Source organism: Williamsia limnetica, assembly GCF_003217475.1.
Taxonomy (GTDB): domain Bacteria; phylum Actinomycetota; class Actinomycetes; order Mycobacteriales; family Mycobacteriaceae; genus Williamsia; species Williamsia limnetica.
This window is the reverse complement of the sequence record NZ_QJSP01000005.1, coordinates 297,620-311,250: the sequence shown is the minus strand read 5'-3', so window position 1 is coordinate 311,250 and position 13,631 is coordinate 297,620. Positions and strand designations below refer to the sequence as shown.

9 protein-coding genes are annotated in these 13,631 nt (G+C 65.9%); 3 read left to right on the top strand and 6 right to left on the bottom strand.

The window, feature by feature from the left end; translation table 11 throughout:
* Nucleotides 1-76: 76 nt before the first annotated feature.
* The 6 genes from DFR67_RS10715 to DFR67_RS10690 form a co-directional block, all read right to left on the bottom strand.
* Nucleotides 77-2,614 carry an ABC transporter permease gene (locus DFR67_RS10715; protein ID WP_245937869.1) on the bottom strand — a complete coding sequence of 846 codons (2,538 nt, stop codon included), beginning with the start codon at nt 2,612-2,614 and terminating at the stop codon, nt 77-79.
* Nucleotides 2,614-3,396 carry an ABC transporter ATP-binding protein gene (locus tag DFR67_RS10710; protein WP_110469489.1) on the bottom strand — a complete coding sequence of 261 codons (783 nt, stop codon included), beginning with the start codon at nt 3,394-3,396 and terminating at the stop codon, nt 2,614-2,616. The genes DFR67_RS10715 and DFR67_RS10710 overlap by 1 nt, the downstream gene beginning before the upstream one ends.
* Nucleotides 3,397-3,618: 222 nt before the next feature.
* Nucleotides 3,619-5,451 (bottom strand): phosphoenolpyruvate carboxykinase (GTP), encoded by a 1,833-nt coding sequence (locus tag DFR67_RS10705; RefSeq protein ID WP_110469488.1) that lies wholly within the window; start codon nt 5,449-5,451, stop codon nt 3,619-3,621.
* A 239-nt stretch (nt 5,452-5,690) separates the two neighbouring features.
* A complete protein-coding gene (locus tag DFR67_RS10700; RefSeq protein WP_110469487.1) occupies nt 5,691-6,038 on the bottom strand; it encodes a DUF6802 family protein in 348 nt (115 codons plus the stop codon).
* A gap of 74 nt (nt 6,039-6,112) precedes the next feature.
* Nucleotides 6,113-7,534: a hypothetical protein gene (locus DFR67_RS10695; protein WP_110469486.1), complete on the bottom strand. Its 1,422-nt coding sequence runs from the start codon at nt 7,532-7,534 to the stop codon at nt 6,113-6,115.
* A complete protein-coding gene (locus tag DFR67_RS10690; RefSeq protein WP_146240418.1) occupies nt 7,531-8,373 on the bottom strand; it encodes a hypothetical protein in 843 nt (280 codons plus the stop codon). The genes DFR67_RS10695 and DFR67_RS10690 overlap by 4 nt, the downstream gene beginning before the upstream one ends.
* 149 nt (nt 8,374-8,522) lie before the next feature.
* Here DFR67_RS10690 and trmB point away from each other — a divergent pair, with 149 nt between their 5' ends.
* The 3 genes from trmB (at nt 8,523) to DFR67_RS10675 (ending at nt 13,631) form a co-directional block, all read left to right on the top strand.
* Nucleotides 8,523-9,335 carry a tRNA (guanosine(46)-N7)-methyltransferase TrmB gene (gene trmB, locus DFR67_RS10685; protein WP_110469484.1) on the top strand — a complete coding sequence of 271 codons (813 nt, stop codon included), beginning with the start codon at nt 8,523-8,525 and terminating at the stop codon, nt 9,333-9,335.
* Nucleotides 9,332-10,075, top strand: a complete 744-nt coding sequence (locus DFR67_RS10680; RefSeq protein ID WP_110469483.1) for an NYN domain-containing protein — start codon at nt 9,332-9,334, stop codon at nt 10,073-10,075. The genes trmB and DFR67_RS10680 overlap by 4 nt, the downstream gene beginning before the upstream one ends.
* Before the next feature lie 118 nt (nt 10,076-10,193).
* Nucleotides 10,194-13,631, top strand: coding sequence for an MMPL family transporter (locus DFR67_RS10675; protein WP_110469482.1), 3,438 nt, complete (start codon nt 10,194-10,196; stop codon nt 13,629-13,631).

Sequence of the window (13,631 nt, the reverse complement as noted above, 5' to 3'; positions counted from 1 at the left end):
AAAAGCACACGCTCCGGTCAGGTGCACACGTTTGAACGTGTGCTGATGACCGGAGCGTGTGCTTGTGGGGAGGCTGCTATTCGGCGATCGCCTCCAGCGGTTTGGTCTTGGCCGCACGCGATGCCGGCCACAGCGCCGCGAGCACACCCACGATCGCCGCACCCACCAGGGTGATGACGATCAGACCCCATGGGAACACCGGATCTCCCAGTCCCCAGTACCGCAGGGTCCGGACCAGTGCCCATCCGAACGCCACGCCGAGCAATACTCCGAGCACGGCACCGAAGATCGCGATGAGCAGCGACTCGATGTAGATCGTCCGTCTCACCTGCGCCCGGGCCATACCGATCGCCCGCAGCATCCCGATCTCACGCTTGCGCTCGATCACCGACAACGCCAGGGTGTTGACGATACCGAGCACCGCGATCACCAGTGCGAGGCCCAACATCGCGTACAGCACACTGAGCATCTGATCGATCTGAGATGACTGCTCGCCCTTGAACTCTGCCGGCGTCTGCACCTTCACCGTCAGGTAGTCGGCGGTTGCATCCTCGACGCGATCACTGATCTCGTTGATGTTCGCGCCCGGCACGGTCTTGACGGCCGCGAAGACATCGGTCCGCAACGGTTCGGGTATCAGCTTCTGGTAGGCGTCACTACCGATCGCCCATGGATCGACCAGAGGGTTGTCCTTGAAGATGCCGGTGACCGTCACCGGGACGACAGTTCCGTCGAAGCTGGTCATCTCGACCGTGTCGCCGACGTTCCAACCCTTCTCCTTGGACGTGCGCTCACCGACGACCATGCCGTCTGGCTCCACCGTGGGCGGGCCCTCGACCATCTCGTACGGGGTCACCGTTTCCATGTCGCCGACAGGTGAGTAGCCCCAGACGTTGTCGCCGTCCACCTGAGCCTGGACGGCCCCGAACGACACCACCGATTCGACACCCTCGATGCCGCTGACCGACTCGCTCACCGACGGCGAGAAGCCGCTTCCCTGCGAGCCCGCGATGATCAGGTTCGCGGTCAGTCCCGTATCGATGGCGTCATCGATGGTCCCCTTGAACGACGAACCGAGGGTTCCGATCACCGCGACCAGCATCAGACCCAGCGTCAGCGCGAAAGCCGTTGCCGCCGTGCGCCGGGGGTTTCGTACAGCGTTGGTCCGCGCCAGTTGACCGATCTTTCCGAACGGCCGCGCGAGCACCGTCCCGATCCCACCGACAAACGGCCTCGACAGTGCAGGCGCCGCGAACACCACCGCGAAGATCATCACCAGCGCGCCGCCACCGACCGTACTGGCCGCACCCGGGCCTTCGCCTGCGGCACCGATGGCCAGCAAGGCAACAGCGATGACGGCCAACACGATTCCGATGATCGTCCGCACTTTGAGTGAGGCCTGACCATCCGTGGCGCTCTCGCGCATCGCCTCGACCGGCGACACCTTCGACGCACGCCGGGCCGGAGCGTAGGCGCTGATCATGGTGACACCGATACCGACCACGAGGCACGCGATGACCGCTGACGCACCGATCTGCAGCGACGCTGTCGGCAGACCTGTCGACGACGTCAGTGCCCTGAGCAACGCCGCGATGCCGATACCCGCGGCCAGTCCGATCAGCGCACCGATCAGCCCGACGACAAACGCTTCGAGCAGCACCGACCTGGTGACCTGCTTCCTGCTCGCGCCGATTGCTCTGAGCAGGGCCAACTCTCGAACCCGCTGCGCAACGATCATCGAGAAGGTGTTGTAGATGATGAACGTGCCGACGATCAGACCAATCGCCGCGAAGGCCAGCAGGATGTAGTTGAAGACATCGAGGAACTGGTTGATGTTGTCTTTCTCGTCCTGCCGGACCTGATCACCGGTCCGCAACTCGTACCCATCCCCGATCAGAGCGCCGACGCGGGTCTTCAGTTCTTCAGGGCTCACACCCGGTACGGCCTGCAGGTCGATGGCCTGCGAGTGTGATCCGTCGGTGAACAAGTCCTTCGCGGTCGACTCCGTGAACTGGACGTTGGTGAAGCCACTCGTGTCACCCGGAACGTTCAGGAGGCCGACGATGGTCACCTCCATCGGACCACCGCTGCCGCGGGTGGTCGCGACCTTCGTGGTGGAGCCGAGCTTCAGATCGGCTTCGTCTGCCGCGGAATCGTTCAGCGCGACCTCATTCGGTGCCGCAGGTGCGCGGCCTGCGACGAGTCGGCTCTCGGTGTCCGACAGTCGCTGATCCGGCGGCTGGAACGCACTGCCGACACTGGGCGCCCCACCGGTCTGCAACGCTTTGCCGTCGGCCTTCGCGATTGTTGCCGGACCGCTGTACGACGGCATGATCTTGGCGATACCGAGCTCGGTCTTGTTGTCCTCCAACTGATCGAGCACCGAGTCCGGGACGCCGGACGAGTTCGACTCCTTCGGCGTCACCTGGGTGTCGACGCCGAGTGCCACGTTGTTGAAGATGCCGTCGAATGCAGTCGACACCGTCGAGGTGAAGATCATCGAGCCCGCTACGAACGCGGTGCCCAAGACCACGGACAACACCGTCAGCACAAGCCGCAGCTTATGTGCCGCAAGGTTTCTCAATGAGACCTTACGCATGGTGTTCGAAGCCATCACAGCTCCTTGGGAGCTTGCGAGAAGCCTCCGCTCGACGGGGTCTCGTCGAGGTTCTTCATGTATTCGAAGATCTCGTCGGCGTCGGGGTTGCGCAGCTCCTGAACGATCTGGCCGTCCGCCAGGAACACGACCCGATCGGCGTAACTGGCCGCACGCGGGTCGTGCGTGACGATCACGACGGTCTGCCCGAACTCGCTGACCGCAGCCCGCAGGATGCTCAGGACCTCACCGGAGGAACGGGAGTCGAGGTTTCCGGTCGGCTCGTCGCCGAAGATGATCTCCGGCTGGCCGACAAGTGCCCGTGCGCACGCGACACGCTGCTGCTGACCGCCGGACAGCTCGCTGGGACGATGGCCGAGACGATCGGCGATGCCGAGGCGGCCGATCACGGTGTCGAACCAGTGCTGGTCCGCCTTACGGCCGGCGATGTCCAGTGGCAGCGTGATGTTCTCTTTGGCGGTGAGGGTCGGGACCAGGTTGAACGACTGGAAGACGAAGCCGATGCGATCGCGACGCAGCAGGGTCATCTGCTTGTCGGTGAGGTTGGTCAAATCGGTGTCCCCGATGCTGACCGAACCACTGCTGGCCGTATCCAGGCCGGCCAGGCAGTGCATCAGGGTGGATTTGCCGGACCCCGACGGGCCCATGATGGCGGTGAACTCACCGCGGACGAAATCAGCGGTGACTCCTGCCAGCGCGTGCACTTGGGTATCCCCGGTGCCGTAGATCTTCTTCAGGTCGGTCGCACGGGCTGCAACTGCGGTCGGTGGGGCGGTCATGTGTCTGGCCTTTCTCACTCTTCGGTCAGTGGTGCACGATGCCTGGTAAGGGCTGTCTCAAATACTGACTGGCAGGTCACCGTCGATTCATCGGGGACCACCCTGATCTTTCCCCCTACATCGTGCCTGCAAATCCCCCGACAGGATGATTTGCGCACGGTGGCACACAGAAAACGCCGCCGCCGGGAATACCCGGCGGCGGCGCAATCGACTTCTTGCCTGCTACTTGTCTGCGTTCAGACGTTGTTTGAGCGAGTCGAACTCGTCCTTGATTCCGGTGGGGAGCTTCTCGCCGACGAAGTCGAACCACTCCTCGATGGAGGGGATCTCATTGAGCCACTCGTCCGTGTTCACGGCGAGAGCCTCTGCGACATCCGCCTCGGAGACGTCGAGCCCTTCGAGGTCGAGGGACTCCGGGGTGGCGACGATACCGACGGGGGTGTCGATGCCGCCGGTCTTACCCTCGATACGCTCCACGATCCACTTCAGGACGCGGCTGTTCTCGCCGAATCCTGGCCACAGGAAGCGCTTGTCGGCACCGCGGCGGAACCAGTTGACGTAGAACACCTTCGGGAGCTTCGACTCGTCGGCGTTCTTACCGAGGTCGATCCAGTGGTTGAGGTAGTCGCCGACGTTGTAGCCGAGGAACGGCAACATCGCCATGGGGTCGCGACGGATCGTGCCGACGGTGCCCTCTGCGGCTGCGGTCTGCTCTGAGCCGACGGTGGCGCCCATGAACACGCCGTGCTGCCAGCTGCGTGCCTCGGTGACCAGCGGAACGGTGGTCTTGCGGCGGCCACCGAACAGGATCGCGGAGATGGGAACGCCCTTCGGGTCGTCCCACTCGGGAGCCATGATCGGGCACTGGCTCATCGGGGTGCAGTAGCGCGAGTTCGGGTGCGCCGCCGGGGTGTCGGAATCCGGGGTCCAGTCGTTGCCGCGCCAGTCGATCAGGTGCTGGGGATCGCCTTCGAGGCCTTCCCACCACACGTTGTTGTCGTCGGTCCGGGCGACGTTCGTGTAGATCGTGTTGCCCGCCTCCATGGTCTTCATGGCGTTGGGGTTGGAGCTGTAGTTGGTGCCCGGTGCAACGCCGAAGAAGCCGAACTCCGGGTTCACGGCGTACAGGCGGCCATCGTCGCCGAACCGCATCCACGCGATGTCGTCGCCGAGGGTCTCGGCGCGCCAGCCGGGAATCGTCGGCTGGATCATCGCCAGGTTGGTCTTGCCACACGCACTCGGGAAGGCCGCCGCGATGTAGTAGGCCTTCTCCTCAGGACTGATGAGCTTGAGGATGAGCATGTGCTCGGCCAGCCAGCCCTCGTCGTGGGCCATCGCCGACGCGATGCGCAGCGAGTAGCACTTCTTGCCGAGCAGGGCGTTGCCGCCGTAACCGGAACCGAACGACCAGATCTCGCGGTCCTCGGGGAAGTGGGTGATGTATTTGTCGGGGTTGCAAGGCCATGGCACGTCGTCCTGGCCTGATTCGAGCGGGGCGCCCAACGAGTGCAGCGCCTTGACGAAGAACCGGTCTTCGCCCAGTGCCGCGACGACCTCGGGGCCGACTCGCGTCATGACGCGCATCGACAGCACCACGTAGGCAGAGTCGGTGATCTCTACGCCGAGCTTCGGATCGTCCGAGCCCAGCGGACCCATGCAAAACGGGATGACGTACATGGTGCGGCCGCGCATGCTGCCGCGGTAGAGGTCGGTCATCGTCGCGCGCATCTCGGTCGGATCGACCCAGTTGTTGGTCGGACCTGCGTCGACCTCTCGCTTGGAGCAGATGTAGGTCCGCGATTCGACCCGCGCGACGTCGGCAGGATCGGAGTTCGCCAGGAAGGAGTTCGGCGCCTTGTCCTCGTTGAGTTTCGTGAGGGTGCCGGCGGCGACCAGCTCGGTGGTGAGGCGGTCCCACTCGGCGTCCGAGCCGTCGGACCACTCGACACGGTCGGGTTGGGTGAGCTCTGCGATCTCGCGAACCCACGCCAGCAACTCGGTGTGCGACGTAGGCGCGCTGTCGGGGTCCAAACCGGGAATTGTTGCTGAGGTCATTGTTTATCTCTCCTGCCGGTGACCGCCCGGGCAGAAATCGCTGTGCGGTGAGCGTCTGCGCCGGTCAGCCCCTCCGTGGGGGGTCTTTTTCTCAGGTTACTTCGCTATTCCCCGATCCCGTCAATCGGGGCGTGCAATAGGGCACATCTCACCATGTGGAGTGATAGGAAACGTAGCCGTCGTCAAATCTACATGTTTCTATAGACCGACTACACTAACTGGCGGAATAGCTTGCGAAATCACCCGAGTCGGCCCGAATCGGTGGCAATCCACTCGCCGCTCGACGGATCGAGTCGCTGCGAGGTGAACCCGCCGTCCTTTCGGACCTCGGTGATGAGATCGACCCGCCCGTCCCGATCGCTGTCGGTGTACACGGTGAGGCCGTCTGGGCCGGGACGCGTGAGCGAATCCGCGATGCCGTCGGCGTCGGTGTCGACATCCGCGGGCCCCAGGTCCCAGATGCGGTCGTTCTCGACTATCCAGAGATTGTCGTAGGCCTCGCCCGCCGAGCCGGGGTCGACGTGCGCATAGGCAGCCTGCCCATCCACCGGATCCCCACCGAGCCCGGCCAGAAACTCGCTGTCCATGTCGTGTCCCCCGCGTCGTCGATGGTGCGTCCGATGGTTTGGACGCAGCCGCGGCCCCTCGGGTTCCACAGACGTCAGTCGATATCGGCCAGGATCTGGTCTATCCGGTCACGGACGTCGATCGCCGCGGCCAGCCGGGTGTTGTCGGTCTCCCGCGCGAGCGTCGCCGATCGGCGACGCTCCCGAATCTGCCGGTCCAGTTCGGCGACCCGGTCGGCGGCGAGATGTGCTCGGCGTTCGTAATGCCGGGTGACCCGACCACCGATCACTGCCTCGGCCGTGAGCAGCTGGCGCGAGACCTCCTGTTCGAGACCGGAACGGGCATCGGCGATCGCCGTCTGCGCCCAGCCGCTCATCGATGTGCGTCGAGCGGACAGCCTGCGCAGCCGGACCAATCCCGTCGCGATCACGACACCGAGGATCAGCGTCAGCGGCATCGAGATCCATTGAAGAGTGTCGACAGCCGACATGGGGGTCACGACGAGCCGGCCGAGACCCAGGCCGGCCGATGCCCCGAACACCACCAGCAGCGCCTCTTCGGCCCCGCGACGCTGGCTGGGCAGCGGTGGCATACCCACCGGCGGCGGCGGAATGGGCGGCCCTGCCGGTTCTGGATCCTCGAGTCCGAGCATTGTCCGGGCCTCGAGTGCGCCGATCTCGTCCGCTGTCCTGCGCCGGATCCGGTCCCGCAGGCGATCCAGGCGAGCTGCGAGATGGTCGGCGAAATCCGCCGCGCCAGACCGCGACAACTCCGCGGCGCGACCGGTCGCGTCGGCAGCGATGTCGCGGGTGGACCCCGCGACCTCGGCGAGCACAGTGCCTCGGATCTGCCCGGCACCCCCGCGTAAGGCCGCGAGCCGGTCGGCACGACCACGATCGCGCGACGCGTGGACAGCTGCCCGCTCGGTCAGCATCGGCGTCGCCGGGTCTGCGCGATCCCGGGAGGCCAGGTCATCGATGAGCTCACCCAGTTCCCGTTCCGCCGCCACCGTGGCCAGTCGCTCCGGCCGCGAGATCGGGTCGAGTTGCTCGCCGATCCACTGCTCCAGCGCCGCGAATCCTGACTCGTCTCGATGCCCCGCGAGGGCAGCGGCGGCCGAGACGGCAAAGATCGGAAACCTGCCGTCGGGATCGAGCAGAGCGCGATTGACCTTCAGCAGCGTCGGCCAATCCCAGAACGCGTCGATCTTGTTGCAGACCAGAGCGACGACTGCGGCGTCATCCTGCACTCTCCGCAGCAGTTCGAGTTCACCTGATCCGACTCCCGACGACGGATCGAGGATCACCAGAGCGACGGCCACCGGCTCCGCTGCCCCCGGACCCCATTCGCTTGCAGGCCATCCTGCTTTCTCTAGAGCCGACATCACGGCGGTGACACCGACCCGGCCGATCCCGGCCACCACCACATCGACGGAGTCGCCGACCGCGGCGGACCGCCCGGTGAGTGCGGCGACCTGTGCGATCACCTCGCGCATGTCCTGAACGTCGACCGTCACCGAACCGCTCCCGCCAGCGCGGACCCGGCCAGTAAATGCTCGATGTCATCACGGAGCAGACCGGAGGCCGCCACGAGTTCCAGCTGATCCGCCACCCGGCGCAACCGCAGCCGCCCGGCCGAGCCCGCCGCGCCGGTCAAGAACTCACCGAGTGCCGGCAGTCCGCTACGGCCGACGAGTTGTGCACCCAGCTCCGCGGCCTCGATGGGGCCGTCGACGAACAGAGCCAGTACGCAGGCGATCCCATAGGCATCGAGTGTTCGCAACAGCCCGACCCGGCCGAGCCGCTGGTGCGGTCCACCCGCATCGACGAACGTTGCCTGCATCGGCGGCACGACTTCACCGGCACGCGCCAAGGAGGTCAGCAGGTCCACTTCTGGGTCGCCGAGGTCGGCCACCGCGAGCAGCGGCATGAGCGCCAGCACAGGCTGCCCCAGTTTCTCGGCGCATTCGCAGGCACGCACCCGTGCGGCGGGCCACGAGCCAAGGGTGTCGGCCTTGCCCAGGATCACCTGACACCGATCCGGATCCAGCCGGGACAGTGCGTCCATGTCGTCGGGCCGCGGCCAGCCGGCGAGCACGTACAGCCACGCATCGGCGTCCGCGTCGTCGTCCCCCGGGCCGATGGGGCTCACGTCGAAGACCCGCCGCACCGCTCGGGCGAGGGTGTCTCGGCCGGTGCCATGGCGCCCGGTGACCGCCACCCGCAGTGGTCCGTGCAGGTCATCGACTGTGCTTCGCAGGCCGGCCGCGTCCGGAAGACGCGCACACAACTGGTCGAGCCGAGCAGCGATGTCGAGGTATCCCGGACCACAGAGTCCGACAACGGTTCGATCCATCTGTTCCCTGTCTGTTGCGGGCATGGCCCGTGGGTGGCGAAAATATGCCGTCACCAGCTCAGACGCGCGGAAACGGGTTCTGGTTCCGATCACCTCCAGATAACGATCAGCAGCTGTTTGGCAAACCCCTGCTGTCACATCGGTGAGTAATGCGGGACTATGGCCGGGTGACAAGCCCACGCTCGAACCCGAATTCGGAACTGGAACACGCGGCGGAATCGACTTCCGACGTCTCCGAGGTGACCGACGCGCAGGCAGACCGGGACGCGGAGCGCCGCGAGCGAGCCCGTCTCTATCCGCGGGTGACCAGCTTCCGGTCGCGTCGCGGCAGCCTCACGCAGGCGCAGCAGCAGAACTGGGAAGAGCTCTGGCCGCGGATCGGCCGGGACGTCAGTGAGACCGAACAACTGGACCCACCCGCATGGTTCGGCCGGATCGCGCCCCTCATCCTCGAGATCGGCTGCGGTACGGGCACCTCGACCGCAGCGATGGCGGCCGTCGAGCCCGAGGTCGACGTGATCGCGGTCGACGTCTACCGGCCGGGCATCGCGCAGCTGCTCGGAGCCATCAAACGCGCCGACCTGGACAACATCCGCGTCATCCGCGGCGACGCCGTCATCGTGCTCAAGAACATGCTGGCGCCGGCGTCCCTGGCCGGGGTGCGGGTGTTCTTCCCCGACCCGTGGCCGAAGGCCCGGCATCACAAGCGAAGGCTCCTACAGCCAGAAACGCTCGTACAGATCGCGGGCGTCCTGCGGGACGGGGGCGTGCTGCACATCGCCACCGACCACGCGGAGTACGCCGAGTCGATCGCCGCGGTGATCGAGGGCCAGTCCCTGTTGATCGCCGGCGACCAGCCGGTCCCGTTCTCGATCGAGCGTCCGGTCACCAAGTTCGAGGGACGGGCGGCCCGCGAGGGGCGTCCGGTCACTGAGTTCGTTCTCACACGGGTGCCACGATGAGTCCTGGGTCCTACGCCGATGACGGCGAACGCACACCCGACGCCTCCGTGGCCCACACCATCTCCGGCGCGAGTCAAGATGCCCGGGTATTGCTGATCTGGGATGCCCCCAATCTGGACATGGGCCTCGGATCGATCCTGGGCGGCCGTCCCACCGCAGCTCATCGGCCCCGTTTCGACGCTCTGGGCCGCTGGCTGCTCGCCAGGACCGCGGACATCTCGGCCACCACCCCGCGGGTGAGCGCCGACGGCGACAATCGACCGAAGCCGGTGCTGTCCCCGGTGCCGGAAGCGACCGTTTTCACCAACATCGCCCCAGGTACGGCCGAAGTCGTGCGTCCCTGGGTCGAGGCGTTGCGTAATGTTGGTTTCGCTGTTTTCGCCAAGCCCAAGGTGGACGAGGACAGCGACGTGGATTCGGACATGCTCGACCACATCGAGATGCGCAGGCACACTGTGGGGCTGGCGGGCCTCATCGTGGCGTCGGCGGACGGGCAGGCCTTCCGGGAGCTGCTCGAAGATGTCGCCGCCGACGGTGTTCCGGTGCAGGTGCTCGGTTTCCGTGAGCACGCCGCGTGGGCACTGACGTCGGAGAGTTTGGAGTTTGTAGACCTAGAGGACATCCCAGGTGTCTTCCGTGAGCCGCTGCCACGGATCAGCCTGGATTCGCTGCCCGAGGAAGGCGCGTGGCTGGCACCGTTCCGGCCGCTCACCGCTTTGCTCTCGGGTCGCCAGAACTGACCACACCCTCGGCGGTGACGAACACGGCCGTTCCACACCGGAACGGCACCGACCGTCGCGCCCCAGACGACAACGATCACGACTACAACGACGTACCGAGTACGGAAAGGAAGCTGCGGTGTTTGGTGCCATAGGCAACTTCGTGTACCGGCTACGTTTTGTGGTCATCGGCGTGATGGTCGCGTTGATGGCCGCGCTCGGCCTGTACGGGCTCGACCTGAACAAGCATCTGAGCCAGTCGGGATGGTTCGACCCGGGCTCGGAATCAGTGGAGGGCTCCCAGCTCGCCGACGAGGTCCTCGGACGCGACCACAAGTCGGACGTCATCATGCTCGTCACCCCGCCCGCGGGGACCAAGGTCGACGACCCCGCGTTCGGCGCCAAGGTCGAGACGGTCATCGAGGATCTGATCGCCCAGCACGGCGACATCGTGAACCGCACCGACCCCGGCATCATCGACCCGTTCAAGGCCGCCGAAAACGACTTCGACAAGGCCACGCAAGATCAGGTCCGGGCCCGGTTGTTCGATGAGTCCCGTGAGCATGCGTTCGTGAGCATCGGCATCAAGGGCGACGACGACACCACGATCCTCAACAACTACAAGATCGTCGAACCGTTCTTCGACGATCTCAGCGGTAAGTACGACCTGCCCGGTACCCAGTTCCAGATGGCCGGGCTGCAACCCGTTGCCGGCGCCATGTCCGCGGGCATGGACGAAGACATCAAACGCGCTGAGATCATCGCCTTGCCACTGGTGGCAATCATGTTGTTCTTCATCTTCGGCGGGGTGATCGCCGCCTGCCTCCCGGTGGTCATCGGCGGTCTGACGATCGCCGGCTCGCTGGGCATCATGAAGATTCTCGCCCAGGTCACCGAACTGAACATCTTCGCCCAATCGGTGGTGACGCTGATCGGGCTCGGTATCGCCATCGACTACGGATTGTTCATCGTCAGCCGATTCCGAGAAGAGCTCGCGGAAGGCTACGACACCCGGAGCGCGGTCAGGCGAACCGTGATGACCGCGGGCCAGACCGTCGTGTTCTCGGCGACGATCATCGTCGGCGCGCTCGCGTGTCTGCTGCTCTTCCCCCAGGGCTTTCTGAAGTCGGTGGCCTACGGCGCCATCGCGTCGGTCACCTTGGCGGCGATCTGCTCGATCACCGTGCTGCCCGCGATCCTGTCGATCCTCGGGCCGAAGATCGACATGTGGGGCTTTTCGTTCCTGCGTCGCACCAAGACCAAGAAAGAGGTCGAGGACGGCTTCTGGGGCAAGCTCGCCAGCTGGGTCATGCGTCACCCGCTCAAGACCGCCATCCCCGTTGTCCTGCTGCTGCTCGCCCTGATCATCCCGTTCGCGGGTATCCAGTTCGGCGGCATCACCGAGAAGTACCTGCCACCGCAGAACCCGAACCGGGTGGCGCAACAGGATTTCGACACCTACTTCCCCACCGAGCGCACCGAAGAGATCAAGCTCGTCATCTCGTACGACCCCGAGAGCAGTGACGACGCGGCGAAGCTCCAGACGATCGCCGACGAGGCGAACAAGATCCCGGGCTTCACCAAGGAGTTCACCCTCGACGGCGCCGAGGCGTCCGGCGACATCGTGCAGATGTCGGCCGGTCTGATCGACCAGAACACGGCGGGCGAGGCAGTCAAGGAACTGCGCGCGATCAACACCGACGGCCTCAACATGTACGTCGCCGGGACGCCCGCGCTGACCCAGGACTCGATCAACGCGCTGCTCGACGACCTACCGTTGATGATCTTCCTGCTGATCATGGTGACCAGCCTGCTCATGTTCCTCGCGTTCGGTTCGGTGGTGCTGCCGATCAAGGCGGCACTGGTCTCCGCACTCGGCCTCGGTTCGACGCTGGGCATCCTGACGTGGATCTTCATCGACGGTCACGGTTCGTCGATCGCGAACTTCACCCCCGGACCGCTGATGTCTGCGGTGCTCGTGCTGATCATCGCCATCATCTACGGGCTGTCGACGGACTACGAGGTGTTCCTGCTCTCCCGCATGGTCGAGGAGCGACAGAAGGGCGCGACGACCACCGAGGCGATCAGGAAGGGCACCGCGCACACCGGACGCATCATCACGGCCGCGGCCGCGATCCTGGTGGTGGTCACCGGCGCCTTCGGGTTGTCGGAGATCGTGATGATGAAGTACATCGCGTACGGCATGATCGCCGCCCTGATCCTCGACGCCACCGTGATCCGCATGCTGCTGGTGCCGGCGATCATGAAGCTGCTCGGCGACGACTGCTGGTGGGCGCCGCACTGGATGAAGGTGATCCAGGAGAAGATCGGCCTCGGTGAGACCATCCTCGACGACGAGCTGGACAACAAACGATCCATGACCGCGACCAAGGGGGTGCGCAGCGCAGGCACCGTGGTCGCCGAGGCCCCGACGTCGGCGATGCGAACTCAGCCCGCTGCGGGCCCACGTGCGGTTCCCGCCGGCGTCGGTACGGCTCGACCGTCCGGCCCCATCGCGCGGCCCGATCAGCCGCGACCGCAAGGACCCGCGCAGCGGCCCGCCACACCTCCGCAGCGGCCCGGTTCCCCCTCGCAGCGCCCGAATACCCCGGAGTCTCGACCGCTCCCCGATCGACCCGCCGGAGTGCCTGTGGGACGGCAGGACTCCGGACAGACGCCACGCCGGCCGAGCCCGGTAGGGGTTTCGACGGGGCACATGGGCAGCGTGCGCCCGGACTCGGACAGCGGCCAAAGCACCGGCAGGCCCGCCCCCAACCGCCGGCCGGATCCGATCCGACCGCGCTCGCAGTCGGATCGACCGAGCGAGCCACCGATCGGCGGTTCGGTTCGCCGCGCCCCGAGTCGCCCTGCACCGGATTCCGATCCGGTCGCACCACGCACCCCGAGTCGCGAGAACGCTCGCCGAAATCGCCCCGACACCGGCGGCTGGAGTCTGGGTGCAGGTGGGATCCGCCTGGGCGGCACCGACACACCGGCAACCAATGGCAGCGGTGTCATCCGTGCGGGTGCCGGCAACGCGACCGGCAGCGACACCACGAGCGGCGTCGCCAACGGCACCGCGCCGGGTCATCGTCAGGATGCTGAACCTCCTCGCCAACCCGGGCGACCGCCCCGTCCCCAGCCCACCGGATCGAACCGCCCCACGCCCGGCCCGGATGGCCGTCATCAGGAACCCCGGCCCACCGGTCCACGTAGCGTGCCTGCGGGACGGCAAGATCCGTCCGGTCGTGGACCGCTGGCATCGGGTTCGGCCGGTGGCGAGCTGAGCAGTCCGCTGCGTCGCCGCCCGAACCTGGGCCCGGCGGGTACGGGTGGACAGCCGCTGATCGCATCGTTGAACCCAGAACAGATGAACCCGCAACAGCAGCCGCCGCGGCCCACCTCGCCACCGACCCCCGAGCGGGAACAACCGCCACGCACGGAAACACCCACACCTGCACCCCAGGACGCGTCGTCCAGTGGTCGGCGTCGTGCTCGCGGAGCTTCGGAAGAACAGATCAGTGTGCGGGAACTGCTGCGCCGCGGGAACAACAGCAACAACAACCCACAGGAGTGA